This is a genomic window from Faecalibacterium sp. I3-3-89, from assembly GCF_023347275.1.
Classification (GTDB): domain Bacteria; phylum Bacillota; class Clostridia; order Oscillospirales; family Ruminococcaceae; genus Faecalibacterium; species Faecalibacterium butyricigenerans.
On the sequence record NZ_CP094468.1, the window covers coordinates 91,705 to 108,545 of the forward strand.

At 54.7% G+C, this 16,841-nt stretch carries 13 protein-coding genes and 2 pseudogenes; 3 read left to right on the top strand and 12 right to left on the bottom strand.

The annotated features are described in order from the left end of the window. The first annotated feature begins 116 nt into the window (after positions 1 to 116). The 3 genes from MTP38_RS00405 (at position 117) to MTP38_RS00415 (ending at position 2,743) form a co-directional block, all read left to right on the top strand. Positions 117 to 446, top strand: a complete 330-nt coding sequence (locus MTP38_RS00405; protein WP_015536573.1) for a plasmid mobilization protein — start codon at positions 117 to 119, stop codon at positions 444 to 446. Further along, entirely contained in the window at positions 407 to 1,735 is a 1,329-nt protein-coding gene (locus MTP38_RS00410; protein WP_156059996.1) for a relaxase/mobilization nuclease domain-containing protein, read from the top strand. The genes MTP38_RS00405 and MTP38_RS00410 overlap by 40 nt, the downstream gene beginning before the upstream one ends. A 111-nt stretch (positions 1,736 to 1,846) precedes the next feature. Continuing rightward, positions 1,847 to 2,743 carry a BRO-N domain-containing protein gene (locus MTP38_RS00415; protein WP_117477616.1) on the top strand — a complete coding sequence of 299 codons (897 nt, stop codon included), beginning with the start codon at positions 1,847 to 1,849 and terminating at the stop codon, positions 2,741 to 2,743. 115 nt (positions 2,744 to 2,858) lie between these two features. Here the strand turns inward: MTP38_RS00415 and MTP38_RS00420 are convergent, their stop codons facing one another. The 12 genes and pseudogenes from MTP38_RS00420 to MTP38_RS00475 form a co-directional block, all read right to left on the bottom strand. Beyond that, positions 2,859 to 3,059 (bottom strand): transposon-transfer assisting family protein, encoded by a 201-nt coding sequence (locus tag MTP38_RS00420; protein ID WP_005922868.1) that lies wholly within the window; start codon positions 3,057 to 3,059, stop codon positions 2,859 to 2,861. Between the two features lie 2 nt (positions 3,060 to 3,061). Continuing rightward, positions 3,062 to 4,006: a hypothetical protein gene (locus MTP38_RS00425; RefSeq protein WP_442900537.1), complete on the bottom strand. Its 945-nt coding sequence runs from the start codon at positions 4,004 to 4,006 to the stop codon at positions 3,062 to 3,064. Between the two features lie 3 nt (positions 4,007 to 4,009). Beyond that, complete coding sequence (locus tag MTP38_RS00430; protein WP_249233897.1) at positions 4,010 to 7,204, bottom strand: YodL domain-containing protein; 3,195 nt, start codon at positions 7,202 to 7,204, stop codon at positions 4,010 to 4,012. A 98-nt stretch (positions 7,205 to 7,302) separates the two neighbouring features. After that, positions 7,303 to 9,420, bottom strand: a complete 2,118-nt coding sequence (locus MTP38_RS00435) for a DNA topoisomerase 3 (RefSeq protein ID WP_249233898.1) — start codon at positions 9,418 to 9,420, stop codon at positions 7,303 to 7,305. Beyond that, positions 9,417 to 10,139 (bottom strand): DUF4366 domain-containing protein, encoded by a 723-nt coding sequence (locus tag MTP38_RS00440; protein WP_249233899.1) that lies wholly within the window; start codon positions 10,137 to 10,139, stop codon positions 9,417 to 9,419. Before MTP38_RS00440 ends, MTP38_RS00435 begins: the two co-directional genes overlap by 4 nt. Continuing rightward, positions 10,129 to 10,380, bottom strand: coding sequence for a DUF4315 family protein (locus MTP38_RS00445; RefSeq protein ID WP_249233900.1), 252 nt, complete (start codon positions 10,378 to 10,380; stop codon positions 10,129 to 10,131). The genes MTP38_RS00440 and MTP38_RS00445 overlap by 11 nt, the downstream gene beginning before the upstream one ends. Positions 10,381 to 10,398: 18 nt before the next feature. Beyond that, on the bottom strand, positions 10,399 to 12,384 hold the full coding sequence (locus MTP38_RS00450; RefSeq protein ID WP_249233901.1) for a C40 family peptidase: 1,986 nt from the start codon (positions 12,382 to 12,384) through the stop codon (positions 10,399 to 10,401). Then, the gene (locus MTP38_RS00455; protein WP_249233902.1) at positions 12,381 to 13,277 is read right to left on the bottom strand and encodes a DNA cytosine methyltransferase; all 897 of its coding nucleotides are present in this window, start codon (positions 13,275 to 13,277) and stop codon (positions 12,381 to 12,383) included. Before MTP38_RS00455 ends, MTP38_RS00450 begins: the two co-directional genes overlap by 4 nt. Further along, positions 13,274 to 14,626, bottom strand: a pseudogene (locus MTP38_RS00460) (VirB4-like conjugal transfer ATPase, CD1110 family); the annotation flags it as partial. The gene MTP38_RS00455 and the pseudogene MTP38_RS00460, both read right to left, overlap by 4 nt. 61 nt (positions 14,627 to 14,687) lie before the next feature. Further along, positions 14,688 to 15,563 (bottom strand): annotated as a pseudogene (locus MTP38_RS00465) (FAD-binding protein); the annotation flags it as partial. Then, positions 15,560 to 16,099, bottom strand: a complete 540-nt coding sequence (locus MTP38_RS00470) for a hypothetical protein (RefSeq protein ID WP_005935830.1) — start codon at positions 16,097 to 16,099, stop codon at positions 15,560 to 15,562. The gene MTP38_RS00470 and the pseudogene MTP38_RS00465, both read right to left, overlap by 4 nt. Continuing rightward, positions 16,087 to 16,614: a DUF6921 family protein gene (locus MTP38_RS00475; protein WP_249233903.1), complete on the bottom strand. Its 528-nt coding sequence runs from the start codon at positions 16,612 to 16,614 to the stop codon at positions 16,087 to 16,089. Before MTP38_RS00475 ends, MTP38_RS00470 begins: the two co-directional genes overlap by 13 nt. Positions 16,615 to 16,841 lie beyond the last annotated feature (227 nt).

Sequence of the window (16,841 nt, forward strand, 5' to 3'; positions counted from 1 at the left end):
GTTGTGGTGTCATAGTAGTGGGGAAAGGTAACGTAGCAAGCATAGGGAGTGTAGCCACTCCCGGCAAAAATGCTTGCTGGGGAGTACCCCAGACCCCCAAGAAACGAGGTGAAACTATGACGAACCGAACCCGAAAAATTGTCCTGCGGGTTCCCGTGACGCCGGAGGAACAGGAACTTATTCGGCAGAAGATGGCTCTGCTACACACACGGAATTTTTCTGCCTACGCCCGGAAGATGCTGATAGATGGTTATGTTGTCCACATCGACACCACCGACATCCGGGCGCAGACCGCCGAATTGCAGAAGATTGGTGTCAACGTCAATCAGATCGCACGGCGGCTGAACAGCATGGGGCCGCTGTACACACAAGATGTTGCGGACATCAAAGGAGCGCTGGCACAGATATGGCAGTTACAAAGATACATCCTATCAAGTCAACGCTGAAAAAGGCACTGGACTACATCGAGAATCCAGCCAAGACGGATGAAAAAATGCTGGTGTCCTCCTTTGCCTGCTCCTATGAAACCGCCGACATCGAATTTGAACTGCTGCTATCACAAGCCATGCAGAAAGGCAACAATCTGGCCCACCACCTGATACAGTCTTTTGCGCCGGGCGAAACCACGCCGGAGCAGGCCCACGAGATTGGCCGGCAGCTTGCAGATGAAGTCCTGCAAGGCAAATACCCGTATGTGCTGACCACGCATATTGACAAGGGGCACATCCATAACCACGTCATCTTTTGTGCCGTGGACATGGTGAACCAACGAAAGTATGTTTCCAACCGACAGAGTTATGCCTACATCCGGCGCACAAGCGACCGGCTGTGCAAGGAACATGGTCTGTCTGTGGTGATGCCCGGTCAAGACCGGGGCAAAAGCTATGCCGAGTGGGATGCACACCGCAAGGGCACGAGCTGGAAGGCGAAGCTGAAAATCGCCATAGATGCAGCCATCCCGCAGGCCAAGGATTTTGACGATTTTCTGCGGCTCCTGCAGGAGCAGGGCTACGAGGTCAAGCGTGGCAAGTATGTTTCGTTCCGCGCGCCCGGACAGGAACGGTTCACCCGCTGCAAAACGCTGGGTGAAACCTACGCCGAGGAAGCTATCACCGAGCGCATCAAAGGGCGGTTTGCGGAGCGGAAGCCCAAAGAAAACCGCAAAATTTCGCTGCGGATTGATTTGGAGAACAGCATCAAGGCCCAGCAGTCCGCAAGGTATGAGAAGTGGGCAAAACTCCACAATCTGAAACAGGCTGCCCGGACGCTGAACTTCCTGACGGAGCATAAAATTGATAGTTACCCGGATTTGGAAAGCCGGGTGGCCAAGATCACCGCCGCCAACACCGAGGCTGCCGCTGCGCTGAAAGCAGCCGAACGCCGGCTTGCAGAAATGGCCGTACTGATAAAGGATGTCACCACCTGTAAGGAACTGCGCCCACTGGTGCAGGAATATCAGCGGGCCGCTGATAAAAAGCAGTTCCGGCGCAAGCACGAAGGTGCTCTGATTCTCTACGAAGCGGCGGCCAAGGCACTGAAAAATCAGGGCCTCCAAAAGCTGCCCGATCTCTACGCCCTGAAAGCCGAGTATAAGCAGCTGGCCAAGCAGAAAGACCAGTTGCAGCGGCAGTACGTCGAAGCCAAACGCCAGATGCAGGAGTATGGTATCATCAAGCAGAATGTGGATGGCATCCTGCGGACAACACCGGGAAAGGAGCAGATGCAGGAACGGTAAATTTGCACAAAATATTGGTTGGATTTTTGAACTACAAACGCTTAGACTGGGTGGCGTTTCCACCCGAAATCATGTAAAATAGAACCAGACAACGAAAGCGAGGAACCCTCTATGGCAGAAGTGAAAGACAATAGCTCTATCCAGCTTTTTGAAGATCAGAAAATCCGTACTGCATGGGATGCAGAAAAGGAAGAATGGTATTTTTCAATTATTGATGTTATTTCTGTTTTAACTGGAACAGCAAATCCACGGCGATATTGGAGCGACCTTAAGCGTAAGCTGAAAGCTGAGGGGGCAAATGAGTTGTACGAAAAAATCGTACAACTGAAAATGTTGTCCTCTGATGGAAAACGGTACAAGACAGATGTCGCCAACACCGAACAGCTTTTGCGTATCATCCAGTCCATCCCGTCCCCGAAAGCTGAACCGTTCAAAGCATGGCTGGCAATGGTGGGTAAGGAACGCATTGAGGAAACCATTGACCCGGAGCAGGCCATTGACCGTGCGCTTGATACCTATTTGAAAAAAGGCTACTCCGAAGAATGGATTCACCAGCGGCTTTTGGCAATCCGTATCCGAAACGAACTGACGGATGAATGGAAGAAGCGCGGAGTACAAAAGGGCAAGGAGTACGCCATCCTGACCGATGAAATCTCCCGCGCATGGTCCGGCATGACCACGGGGCAGTACAAGCGGCTGAAAGGTCTGACAAAAGAAAATCTCCGGGACAACATGACCGATTTGGAACTTGTGCTGACCATGCTGGCGGAAGCATCTACCACGGATATTTCCAAGACTGCAAAGCCGCAGACCTTTGAAGAAAACAAGCAGGTTGCTAAACGCGGCGGCAAAGTGGCCGGCATTGCGCGGCAGGCTCTTGAAGCGGAAACCGGCAAGCCCGTTATCACAGAAAAGAATGCGTTTGACTTCCAGCAGCTTGTGACCGACATTGTAGAAGATGCCGCCGAACTGCCAGAAAATCCCACCGAGAAAAAAGATAAAGACTGATACATGAAAATAGCCGGACACAGCAGCCACAAGGCCACCGTGTCCGGCTATTTCTGTGTTGACAATGGCACATTACTTTCACTGAAAATAATGTGCCATTGTTAAGCTGGCGGTATTATTCACCTGTAAAATCAAACCTCTGTCCGTCAAAGTCAGCATCGGTCATGTGCTCCAACTTTGCAATGGTGCCGTTTGCCAGCCGCCGCATTTCCGTGTCCATGTCCGGCAGGGCGGTCAGCATCCGCGCCATCGTTCGGCGGCGGTCAGAGGTGTGGTACATACAGATCAAATTTTCTTCTTCCACGCTGAAATTCATGGTCAGACCTCCATTTCATGTTGTTTGCTGCGGGCCGCTGCCTTTTTCGGGCTGGCGGCCTGTTTTGTTTCGGAAAGCTGCTTGCGGACGGAAGCACGGGGCTTGCGGATGCCCCTGTCCCGGTTCTCCTTTTTGTCAACCAGCGCATAGATGCCGAAACGGTCTTTCACGCTGGAAAGGTGCATGGATTTGTACGGCAGCATGGCAAGCAGCTGGTCCGTGTCCCGGCTGGATGCCAGTTTGGTAAAATAGGGCGATACCTCCACCATAAAATGATTCTTGTCCGGGCTGTTGGGAGCAGCCAGCCGTTTCATGTCTGCCGCAATGCGCTGGGCCTCGGCCTCAATCAGCCCGGTGTGCAGTTCCGCAAGATGTTCTTTGAAATCACCGGGCCGTGCCGGTTCCCGGCTGCGCTGCTCCTGCCGGATGGCCGCTTGCAGAAGTTCCGGGTCACGGGGCTGCATTTCATACCGCACGAACTCCCCGAAATATTTGTCCGGGCGGCTGTCGAAATGCTTTTTCGGGCCAATCTCCCGCATCCCGCTTTCGTAGATCAGACGATTGGCACCCACGGGCAGGGCGACTTCCCGGATGTGCTGGAAGTGCTGCTGATAGTCCAGTTCATACAGATTGCCTTGCACGGTTCCGTTGGCCGCGCCGGTCAGCTCCACCGCATAGGCAAGAATCCTGTCATGGGTCTGTTCGCCGCAGAATTTCCATGTGTTGTAGGCTTGCGTGTCTTTGAGCAGCACGTCCCGTTCCCGGAAGCAGAATGTTCCAGAAGGCCGGGACAGCCACAACAGCAGCTTATCTTCCGGCTGGTCGCTGCGGGCGGCCTCCCGCAGCATCTTGATGTCATAGGCAAAATCGCTCTGATAGTATGCGGTGTTCTGGTGCATAATGGCTTCCAGCGCAGCGATCACATCCATATTTTCAAATTTTTGCACGGCTTATACCTCCAATTCCTTTGTCTTTTCCCGTGGCGGTGTTTGCTTGCTCTGCTCCTTTTTTGCGGCATCCAGCTGTGCCCGGATGGATGGCTTTTTCGGCTTGGCCGTGTGGGACTTCTTGGCTTTTGGTGCCTTTTCTTCGGCCTTGACTGCGGCGGCAAGGTCCGTCAGAGAGATTTGTTCTCCGGCTTTTGCTTTGGCCTCCAATTCGCCCAGAGAGGGCGTATTGTTCAGCACGCCATCAATCATATTTTCGTTTTGTTCGGTGGAAAGTTCTGCGGTACGCAGCGGATTTTCCCGCAAGAACTCCGGCACCTGCTGGAAGCCCACACTGTCGCAGTAGTGGGCGGTGTCCTGCCCATTCTGGTGCAGTACCACCACATCCGAAACAGACAGTGAGTGTCCCTTGAAATCTGCCGGATGGTCCACGTTGAACGTGCGGTAGAGGTCCTCCAACGTGGTGCCAGCAGCCAGCGGCGCGGCGTAAACCTCCGTATAGTTGGCCTTGTCCACGGACAAACCAGCGGCCTGCAGGCGGTCGTAGGGCTCAAAACGGTAATCGCGGGTGGAATCTTCATTGCGCAGCTGGTAGATGGAAAAGCTGTCCTGCTGCGGTGCTTCAAAGCCTGCCGCTGCGTATTCCTCTACGGTCATTCCAGCATCGGCAGCTTCCTGCGCGATCTCGGCCTGTACCTGTGCCTTATAGTCCTGCAAGGTCTGGTCAAAGTCGGCCAGCTTGGGCGGTTCCGGCAAGTCATACTGGCCTTGGTTGAGCAGCGGGCGGCAGTCCTGCACATAGGCCACAACAGCGTTGTAATAGGCCGCCTGTTCCGGCGAAATGTTCTGCCCCTCCTGCAAAGCGGTGGCGGCGGTCTGCTCCATAGCGGAAAGATTGCAATGTTGTTTGAGGTACGGGATAAACTCGGTCAGCACCATTTCCCGCTCTGCCTTGTCTTGTTCCCACGCTTCCGGGCCTTTGTTGTGCAGAACAAAATTTTTCCAGTTCTCGTCCTTGGCGTAGTATTCGTGGTAGTTCTGGATATGCTGAACCAAAGAACCCTCTCCGTCACCAAAATCTTGCCGTCCCTCGTAGTTGTCGGGCTGGCCGTTCAGGGTAAAATCAATACGGAATGCGGTCTTGTCGTACCAGCCGCCCGTGTAGCCGTCCTTTTCCCGGTCCGTGTGCTGGGCGGTGTCCAGTTTTTCAAAAACTCGGTTTGCCACGGACAGCGGCATGATTTCGCCGTCCTGCAGCTTGTCGCTTTCACTCCACAGAACCGTGACCGTAGGCTCTGCGGCGGGGTCTGGAATTTTAATGGGCGTGGGAATTTCGTTTGCCTTTTCCGCCGCCTCTTGGAACGCCGCCAGCTTGTCGCCCAACAGGACTTCCGACACTGCGGCTGTCTGCCCCAGCAGATTAAGTGCTTCCTGCCCGGCATCTGGCAGGGTCAGACCGGGCGCGTCCAACTGCCCGCCGTCCAGAGCTTTATTGTCCGGGCCGTACAGGGTGTAGTCATAGCCGGAATCGCAGGTCTGGATGAACAGGATACTGCCGTTATCCAATGCAAATGCGGCCTCCTGTGCAGCGGAAAGGTCTGCTTCCCGCTGCTGGCGCAGCTCTGCCAGATGTTCGTCCAGCGCAGAGATCAGTTCATGGGCTGCGCTGCGGATAACTTCCAGAGAGGCTTTCAGTTCCGCCAGTTCCCGGCCCGAACTCCACCCAGCCACATAGCCAAACGAATACTCAGACGTGTCCAGCCCATAGTGCTGGCAGACAGTATAGGCCACGCTTTCGGCCTGCACCTCGCGGGTGCGGCTGTCCGGGCGGTTGGTCTGTTCCGGGTCGTTGGGGTCGATGGCGTGGAGCTTGGCATGGGCAATCTCGTGGATGGCCGTCTTGATGGTCTGTAACTGGCTCATGCCCTCTTGGATGGCAATGCGGTTGTCGAGAAGATGAAAGTAACCATGCGCCCCGCCCTCGATGTCCTCAAACCCGATGGGTACCGGGGATGCCTGCTCCAATGCCTTGAAAAAATCTTGGTAGTCCTGCACGCTGCCGGACAGTTCATTCACCGCGATAGAGGGCAGAGGTGCGCCCTCGGTCTGGCTGACATCGAACACGGACACCACCTTGAACGCCGGAATCTGTACCGTTTTTTCCTCGGTCAGCGGCTTGCCGTCCTTGTCCAGAATCGGCTTGCCCTGTTCGTCCAGCTTTTCCATCTTCTGCTTGACCTTGTACGGCGCAGGAGCCAGAATCTTGATGCCTTTTTCGCCTTTCTTTACGGTGCGGTGGAACGTGTCTTTCCACTTGTTGAAGCCCGCCACCAGCTGCCCGCCCTGCATGGCGATCAGCAAGGTGTTGTTGAAGCTGTAATTGTGGAATTTCGCCATCGTGGTGAGGTAGGCCTTGTAGCGGTCACTGTCGAATAATTCTTGAATGCCTGTTTCCAGCCGGTCCGTGATTTCTTTCATGCGTTCCGCGCTGTCCTTGCCGTTTAGGATAATGGGAATAACTTTCTGCGGTTCCGTTTCAGGCTGAACAGGTGGCGGGATGTTGGCCGAATCTCGCAAAACTTCCGGCGCAGGAAAGGACAGTACCCGGTATTCCTCCGGCACAGGCTGGCCCTCGTGGACTTTCTGCCACTCGTCCCCGCTTTTGACAAGGTAGCCGTACTGGGTGAACGCACCCTGTTCCTGCTGAGCCACATACCGGCCAAACTGTGCCGTGTCGATGCCGCCTTTCCATTCTTCCGGCATATCCACCATGCCGGAGCGATTCAGGTAGTAATCTCCTAGCTGGGCAGGCCCGTGCACATCCGGCAGATGCACATAGTAGTCCACGTTTTCGGGAAAGTCGGTGATTCTCCCGATGCTGAAAAGCTCACTCTGCGGGGCTTGCAAAGCGGCGTTCAGCTCTGCGCGTTCCCCGGCAGAAAGCGCTTCCAGCCGTGCGGCAAGAAAGTTCAGCTCGTCCACATTGGATGCCAGCACCATGTTGTAGGGGATGGCAAAACGCTTTTCTTCCTCGGCAAAATAGCCGGAAATGAAAAGGCCCTGCGGATTATCGGACGAAATGCCGATTTGCCGCAGGGCCGCTTGTACCTGTTCGGTTGTAGTGGGCAGGTCCAGCCAGACGCCATCCCTGCCTTGCTGCTGCCGATTTTGCAGCTGGATGGAAAATAATTCGCTCATTTGGTCACACTCCTTTTTTGCTATCCTACGGATAGAGAGAGCCGGTTATGGCAAAATGAATGCTTCACTTTACCATAACCGGCCCTCGTATTTTTGCCTTACTCTTTGCGCTCTACCCGGTAATTGACGTACTTGCCTCCCGTATCTGCCAGAAGCACCGTTGCATCATAGGTTTTGCCTGTCTTTTCGGAATAGAGGCCCTTGACCTTTGCCTTACCGTTTTTGAGCAGAGCAGCGGCGATCTTCGGTGTGAACGCCTTTTTGCGCTGCTCAAAGAAGCGGTCATTCTTCCACATCACGAACTGACAGCCACGGTTCCCGCAGTAAAAATTCTTTTTACCCTCATAGACGTTTTCACCGCACCGGGGACACTTGCCGATGATGACCCGTTCCGACTGAAATAAGTTCTGCTTGTCCGCGCTGATGCAGGAATAAGTCTTGACCAACTGGCACACCTGTGCCTCGATTTCGGCCATGAACTCGTCCGGGTCTGCCTTGCCTTTGGCAATCTCGGTCAGGCGGTTTTCCCATTCAGCAGTCAGAGCGGGAGAGGTCAGGCTTTCCGGCAGAACCACCGCCAGATTGATGCCGTCCTTGGTGGGGACAAGCTGTTTGCCTTTGCGCTGCACAAAGCCCATTTGCACCAGCTTTTCCAGAATCGCGGCACGGGTGGCGGGCGTACCCAGCCCCTTGCGTTCCGCTTGGCCCAGGCCACCCTCTCTTGCTCCTGCAGAGCAATTCACCTTGTCCTCCGGCATATCCTCGGCCCCGGCCCGCTCCATTGCTGACAGGAGCGTATCTTCGGTGTAGGCTTTCGGCGGGGACGTGAAGTGTTCCGAAACGTCCGCTGTCACGAAAAAACTCTGCCCCTCGGCCAGTTTCGGCAGGGCGTTCAAAACTTCTTCCTCGGTGTCGGCTTTCAGGGTGGAACGGAACCGCTGGTCGATTCCTTTCCAACCGGGGACAAGTACAGTCTTTCCTTTGGCGGCGAACTCGTTCCCTGCACAGGAGAACACAGCCGTCACAGTTTCGTACTCATGGGGCGCGGCTATCGTGCAGAGCAGTTTGGAGCAGACAAGGTTCATCAGCTTGCATTCACTCTCGGCAAGACCAGTGAAACCCTGCTTTACAAATTCGGACGTGGGGATGATGGCGTGGTGGTCCGATACCTTTTTGCTGTTCAGAATCCGGCCCACTTCCGGGGTCAAGTCAAGCCCTTGGGCAAAGGGCAGCAGCCCCAGCAGGTCAGACACAAGATGTTGTGCTGTCTGGCCCATATCCTCGGTCAGATATTGGCTGTCCGTGCGGGGATAGGTCAGCAGTTTCTTTTCGTAAAGCTGCTGGGCGTAATCAAGGGTCTGTTTTGCGGTAAAACCGAACAGACGGTTTGCTTCCCGCTGCAAGGTGGTCAGGTCATAGAGCTTAGGCGGCTGTTCTGCCTTTCTCTCACGCTTGATAGAAGTACAGATGGCAGATGTTCCGGCACAAGTAGCTTTCAAAGTGTTGGCCTCGTCCATGCTGGCAATGCGCCCACTGTCCGCTTTCAAGCTGCCGGACTGGATGCCGACCGTGTAATACTTTTCTTTTTGGAAGCGCAGAATTTTTGCATCCCGGTCCACCAGCATTTTCAGTGTCGGGGTCTGCACCCGGCCCACCGTCAGGGTCTTGTGGTACAGCACCGAAAACAGCCGCGTTGCGTTGATGCCCACCAGCCAATCCGCCTTTGCACGGCAGAGGGCCGATTGATACAGAGCATCATAATCCGAATCCGGGCGCAGGTTTGCGAAGCCCTCCCGGATAGCGGCATCCTCCATGCTGGAAATCCAGAGCCGCTTCACAGGTTTTGTGCAACCGGCCATTTGGTAGACGAAACGGAAAATCAGTTCTCCCTCCCGGCCTGCATCGGTCGCGGCGGTCACACTGTCCACATCCGGGCGGTTGAGCAGGGCGCGGACGATTTCAAACTGCTGTTTCTTCTCGTCCGGGACGATGAACTGCCACGGCTGGGGCAGGATGGGCAAATCATCATACCGCCACTTACAGTATTTTTCATCGTACTGGTCCGCCTCGGCAAAGGACACCAGATGCCCGATGCACCAGCTGACAAGATACCCGCCGCCCTGCCAGTAGCCGTTTTGCTTTTCATCGGCCCCGATCACGGTGGCAATGCTGCGGGCAACACTGGGCTTTTCGGCAATCACCAGCTGAACGCTCATGTTTCGTCCTCCTGTCCGTTCTCCGAATGAATCTCGATTTCAGCCGGTTCCTCGTCTGCATCTTCGTCCTCGCCAAAATCGTATTCGTCCAGATCATCGTGCCCGGTGGTGTCGGCCTTGGGTTTGCGGAACTTGAAATAATAGAGGGCCGCGCCGCCGCCCGCCAGAGCCAGCACCAGCAGGATTATCAGACTGCCCATGTTGGACTTGGACTTTTCCTGCGGCGTTTCGGTGTCGGTTTTCACCGCTTCCGGGGCCGTGCAGTTGCGCAGGCTCTTTTCACACAAGGGGCAGTTTTCGTTGACGTTTCCGGCCTCACATTTCACCGTGCAGGTGCAGACTTCGGCAGTCTGCGGTTCTTCATCCAGCAGGGCCAGCAAGTCGGCATCGTCCACTTGGTTCAGGAAGTGAACGGACGTTTCCTTGTCCTCGTTGGCACGGTCAATGAGAATGTAAAAATAATTCCCGGCCTTGGTGGTCACTGTGATAAGCTGTTTGTCCCCGTAGAAATCATCCACCAGTGTTGCGTTGCCTTTGGGCGTGATAGGTACACCCTCCGGCTCCATGCCGCCCGTGGTGGGTTCTTCTTCGATAATCTCCGGCAGAGGTTCCGGGGCCGGGTCAGAGCCGCTTGCAAAGGCGGGCATGGAGAACGAGCAGAGGCAGAGCAGGATAGCCAGCAGCCCAGCTGCAAAACGGCGGTTCCAATCAGGTTTCATCGGCGGCATCCTCCTGTTTATGGTACGGGGTGACGGTGGGCGTGGCATTCAGCGCACCGCTGCGCAGGAAGGCTGCAAACTCGTCCGGTGTCATGTTCATACTGCGCACCAGCTGAATGATTTGAAGATTTTCCTGTTCGGTCTTTGCAGCTTCCAGTTCTTTCAACTGCTGCTGGTATTCGCTGATTTTTTCTTTGAGCCGTTCAATGTCGCGCTCAATGCGGGAAAGTCTTTTTGCCATACAAAATCCTTTCTGGCGTCACGGTAAACGCCCATAGCTGTAAAAATGTTCTTGCCAATATTTCGAGTTGAGGTTTGTGTAAGAGATCGGGTCGCCGCAGTGCAGCATGATGGAATTGCCCACATAGATACCGCAATGGCTCACGCCGGGGGTATCGTAGGTTCCCTTGAAAAACACAAGGTCGCCCGGTTTGACCTGTGCGGCCGAAACAGGAGTACAGAAGTTGTAAAGGCCCTGTGCGGTCTGACGGCCCACGTTCCAGCCGGAGTGATTCAGCACCCACGAAATGTAGCCGCTGCAATCAAAGCTGGTGCTGGGCGAACTGCCGCCCCACACATACGGGTAGCCAATGTACTTGGTTGCTTCCTCCATCATGGCAGCGAACTTATCATCTTTGAGAGCTTCCGGGGGAACATCGTAGTAGGTGGGCTGCTTGATGGTGGACGCATTGGGGTACTGTGCCTGCCCGAACAAATCCGGCCGGTTGCCCAGCGTGCGCATATAGAGCGAATAGGCACTAAGCTGTTCCTCGGTCAGTACTTCCACAGGCAGATGAGATAAATCCTTGTTCTTCAGCTTGACCGTGCAGATGTAGTATTCATACGGTTCTTGGTAGGTGATAACTTGCGGCACACCATACGGGCCAATAATGACCATCATTTTTGTACGGTAACGTATCTGCATGGTCACAGTCTCGGTCAGGATGTACTGCTTTTCAAAGAGCATTTCAAGTTCGCCCTGCACCTCGGCCAGTGTGAACACGCCGTCATGCAGCGCGGACAAAATCGAGATCAGCACATAGGGGTCATGCTCGATTTCATCCAGATAAAAATGATACTCGTCATAGTTGTGGGTGGCCTCGTAGGTGTCGAGATACCGTTGCAGCTTTTGTTCCAGCTTGGCATAAGCCTTCTCTGCACCCAGCATATCCTTGTCCTTGGAAAAATAAGAAGATGCCGTCACGCCGGTCCCAGCGGTGCCCGCCATCACCGTGCAGGACTGCAAGCCCGTTATCAAGAGCAGAGCCAGCAGACCGAACACCGCCACGATCAGAATGGTTTTCCAGTTCTGGGCCGCAAATTCGGCCACCCGTTCGCCGCCTTCGGCTGCCAGCTTTGTTACCCGGAAACCATTTTCTGCGGTAGTGGCTGCACCCTGTGCGGCGGCTTGTCCGGCCTGCCGTGCAGCTTTGGCGTACTGTTGCTTGATACGCTGTTTCTGCCACATCCGGGAAATGGGATTGCTGGCGGACTGCGCGATCTGCGGATTGTCCCGCAAAGATTTCTGGTAAAAGTATTCTGCATTGGCAGACATGAGCTGACGCTCTGCCTTTTCCACGGCCTTGTAGGGCTTCATCTTGTGGTGCCGGATGCCGCTGCGGATGGCTTTGGCGGTCTGACGCTCCACCAGTTCTTCACCTTTGTGGCCACCCTCCACACCCACATTTTCGTGTTCGACTTCATGGATTTTTCCGTGAGCGAACAGCAATGCTTCCGATAGCGGGCGGCTGGCCGGGTTTGGTTTCAGGCTGGGTGGGCCTTTGTCCTGCTGCTCAAAACGCAGGGTGAATTTTGCCTTGCCGCTGGCTGCATCGTAGACTTTTCCCTTGACCGGAACACGCTTTTTCGGCAGAGAGGCGCGGGCTGCATCCAGTTTGTCGGCTTTCGCTTCCGCCTTTTGGATGTACGGCTGCAACGCCGGGTCTGCCCGTTCTTCCTCGGTCAATTCCAAACGGGCAGCGGAACGGTGCAGGCCATCTTCGCTTTCGGCGGTGGCCGCTGTTTCTGCTGCCTTTTTCGCTTTCTTTTTATTTTTATGCCCGTCCTTGATGTCCTCGGCCCGTTCCAGAATTTTTTCGGCCTTGCCCTCGGCATCCGTGGAGTAATCCCGTTCTGCTTCACGAGTAGAAACATTCTCCACAGTGCCAGTGGCCTGATTTTCCATCACCAGACCATCACGGGTCATGGTCTGGGTGACTTTGGCTTTTGCCTGCAATTCTTTCAAAGTTCTTCACCTCCCATCGGACAGCGGCCCGTTTCAATGTCCGCAATATATTTGAGAATCGGGAACACCTGCGGCGGCGAAACTGCATTGCCCAGTGTTTTCATCCGCTTGCTGCGGTTCGGCACATCTTCGGTCAGGCGCGAGATGTCGGCGGGTTCTTCGGCCCAAAGGGAATGTCCGTCCATTTGCGCGGGAAACCCATCAGCCACTCTACCCAGTCCGGGTTGAGGTAGGGCTTTTCCAGCGTGGTGGGGGTCATGCGGTAGACCACATGGGAAAGCCGCGCCGTCCACGCCTTGCCATCCTTGTTCATCTTGCGGTAACTGCCGTTCGCAGAGATTTGGATGTCCAGCCCCTTGCCCACATCCCCGGTGTCGCTGGCAAGGGGTGTGGGAAGCAGCGGAGCCGATGATGAATACCCGTTTCCGTTCGTGCCACGCGCCAACGGCAGCAGCAGGTAATACGAAAACCCGAACATCGTAACCTGCCTGCTCCAAGTCAATGAGCGTTTTGTCGAGCCCCATACGGAGGAAGCCAGCAACATTTTCTCCAAGCACCCAACGGGGCTGCAATTCCCGGATAACGCGCAGCATTTCGGGCCAGAGGTAGCGTTCATCGTGGAAGCCGCGCTGCCGCCCTGCGGTGGAGAACGGCTGGCACGGGAAGCCGCCTGAAATGAGGGTGACGGTGCGAAGTCCTGTTTTTTCAAAGAAAGCCTCCTTTGTTACGGTGGTGATGTCCTGAAAACGGGACACCTCCGGCCAGTGGCTTGCCAGAACAGCGGCGGGAAAGGCCGCCCACTCGCATTGACAGACAGAGGTGAAACCCGCTGCTTCTGCGGCAAGGTCGATGCCGCCGATGCCGGAAAACAAGCTGAAATGTGTTAGGCTCATAGCTCCACCACCTCACTGAGCCGGGTGGTCATGATCTTATAGAGCTGGGTGTTTTTGGGGATGGGATTGGAAAATGGCAGCACCACATTTTCAAAAATCAGCAGTCCTTCGCCCGGTTCGGAATTGTCGATGTACTTCTGCTGGTCTGCGGAGAGATTCAGTCGTTCCGAAAGGATTTTACGGTCGCCGGATGCCTGATTCAGCAGCGTGATGAAGTCGCTGTTTTCCAGAATGTTTTCAATCTCCGGGGAAGAAAGAAGGTCCTTCACATTCTGTGTGGCGCCCGTGGGCACACCGCCCCATTTGCGGAAGCGTTTCCAGATTTCTGCGGAATAAGCAGCGGTCTGTTCTTCTTTCAAGAGCAAATGGAACTCGTCTGCAAAATACCATGTAGCCCTGCCTTGGCTGCGGTTCTGGGTGACGCGGCCCCATATCTGGTCTTGGATAATGAGCATCCCCAATTTTTTTAACTGCTTGCCTAACTCTTTGATGTCAAAGGCCACAAGCCGATTATGGATATCCACATTCGTTTTGTGGTTAAAAACATTCAGCGAGCCGGATACATACAGGTCGAGTGCCTGTGCCACCCGGTCCGCTTCCGGCAAGTGCTGGTCGAGCAGGGCTTGGTGGAGGTCAGACAAAATCGGCATATTCTCCGGGCTGGGATTCGCCAGATAGGGGCGGTAGATGGCTTTCACGGCACGGTCTATCACGGTGCGCTCAATCGCTTCCAGACCTGTTTTGCCGCCCATAACCAGTTCACAGAACGACAGCACAAAATCCGATTTCAAGGCCAGCGGGCTATCATCCTCGGAGTAGTTGAGGTTGATGTCCAGCGGATTTACATAGTCCTTGCTGGTAGGCGAAAGTTTAATGACCTGCCCATGCAGCCGCTTGACCAGCGGATAATACTCGGCCTCTGGGTCTGAAATAAAAATATCGTCAGCAGTCGTTAAAAACACACTGACGATTTCGGACTTGCAGCTCATGGATTTGCCGCTGCCGGGCGTACCCAGCTTTAGGCCGTTGGGACACCGGGCCTGCTTGCGGTCCAGCATGATCATGTTGTGGGATTTTGCGTTGATGCCGTAGTACATAGCGGCTCCGCTCTGGAAAAGCTCCTGCGTTACAAAGGGCACGAACACCGCCACGTTGGAGGTGGTAAGGCTGCGCTGAATCTTTATCTGGTTGATGCCCAGCGGCAGGCTGGACACAAGGCCCTGCTCCTGCTGGTAGTCCAGCCGGACAAGGGAGCAGTTGTACTTCTGCGCCACACCCGCCGCTTGGAACACATCGTTGCCCAGCTTTTGCTTGGTGTCGGCCACGTTCAGCACTAAAAAAGTCAGCATGCTCCATGACTTCTTTAGGAAGCTCTGTCATATCAAGGAACACCTCATAGTCACGGCTGACCGTCCAGACTTCCCGCGCGGTGATGTCACGCGGCATCAGGTTGCCGAGTTCCGGATATTTTTCTTCCATGAAATACCACGGCTTCCCGTTCCGTAATGCAAACAGCCGCCCGCCCTCACCACGGGCGGCCTCACTCAGAAGCATCCGTTTTTCGCCCAGTTCGACCGTGGTAGGGTGGTACTGGATCATTTCAAGATTTGCCATCGGAACGCCCAGACGGAACAGTTCTGCGGTGACTTCTCCGGTATTGGCAAGAGAGCCGGTCGTATCACCGAATAAGCCATGCAGCCCGCCTGTGGCAATCAGGACGGCATCGCATACAAACCGCAGCAGTTCGCCAGTATAGGTGTCCTGCACTGTGCAGCCACCGCAGATGTTCCCGGAAAGCAGCAGGGTGCGGAACTTATGGTGTGGAAAGCGTTCGACCGTTCCTGCGCTTTCTTCCCGGCGCACAGCATCAATCAGAGCGGTCATTAGCTGCTTTCCCGTATCGCTTTGTGCAAAGGCCGTCCGCTTTTTCTTCTGTCCGCCAAAATTCCGCAGGTCGAGTTCATCGTCATCTGTCACGTTGAATTGTACTCCCAGATGGTGCAGGCTGCGCACCAGTTCGGACGCAGCCTGCGTCATCCCCCAGACTGCATTCGGGTCAGCAAGTCCGCAGGCAGCGGTCAGGGTATCTGTATAATGCTGCTCCGGGCTATCCTCCTCTCCCTTGGTATTCAAGGCTGCATTGATTCCGCCCTCTGCCATAACAGACTGCGCCCGCTCGGAGGCAAGGGAGGACACCAGCTTTACCGTCCAGCCGTTTTTCACAGCAGTCAAAGCAGCGGAAAGCCCTGCCAGCCCTGCACCCACGATCACCAAAGTGTGTTTCATACATTGTTCCACCCGATATAATATAGAATGATCGAACCGGCAGCAAACAGCACCAGTATAGAAAGAATCAGATAGAGGTCGCCGCGCTGCTCCTTATCCCGGACGATGCCCAGCGATACCAGAAGGGGTCGGAGATTGAGCAGAAGATGCACAAATACCGAAGCAACCAGTAAAAGCTGCGTCAGCAGCCGGACCGTTGTGAACGGAAACAGAATGTATACGCCATCCTGCACTCTGCCGAACACGCCAATATGGAAAAAGAGCATGAGTAAAATAGCAAGCCCACTGGTGCGCCTTGCCCAGAACAGAGCATTCTGCTTTCCGTAGAGTTTTCCGCCGGACCGGGAAGCCCGGAATGTCTGTGCGGTCAGCAAAAGCCCAAGGACGGTGTGCGCCGCCAGAATGCCAACGCCGATCCATGCCAGAAACTTTCCTGCCCCGGAACTGATGCCCAGCAACATAAAACTGCCCATCAGCCCATGAAGCAGACAGATGAAAAGTAGCAGAACGGAGAGAATGGTGTTCAGTTTTCGCATGAGGGGTCCTCCATTTCTTCTGCGGAGAGCAGAAGGATGTCTGCATCCGGCAATGCTGTTGCATCAAGCGTATTTTCCGAAACCAGCAGCAGTTGATACCGCCCATTGATTGCACGGGAACGCAGCATGGTTTCGCTGTACTGCTTCAACGTGACATCTGCTCCGGCAGCAGTCAGGCGTTCACAAAGAGCCGTTGCATAGCAAAGCAAGGGATAGTCTGTTTCGCAGACCGAAAGCGTCATGTGCGGCAGTCCGGCATCGGAAAGGACTTCTGTCTCACCGGAAACAAATGCTTTCAGATCATTCCGGAAATCCGCATCGGAAAACGGTTCCAGCGCAGGGTTGATGCAGAACAGATAGTTGCCCTCCAGCGGTGCGGCCATCTGTGCGGCACGTTTCGCTTTCGGGGTCGCACCGGTCAGCCCATCCAGAATAGAGGGCGGCGAGTGCATAAATACGCCAAACGCGGCAAGAAATCCCAATGTCAGAACCAGAGTGATGAATTTTTCTTTCACAGGCAGACCTCTTTTATTTATTGCATGGTTGTTCAAATGAAAAATCTTCTGCGCAAAATACGGCAGTTGAGTAAACGCTCAACTATATTGTATGCGAAATAAGGAGGCTGTCAAGGTCTGTTAGACGACAAATCGCAGGAAGCAGATGCTAACTTTTCCTCTTGACAACGGAGGAAAAGCAGATATAATATGATTGAACGGTTGTTCAACTACAAAACAAGGAGAAC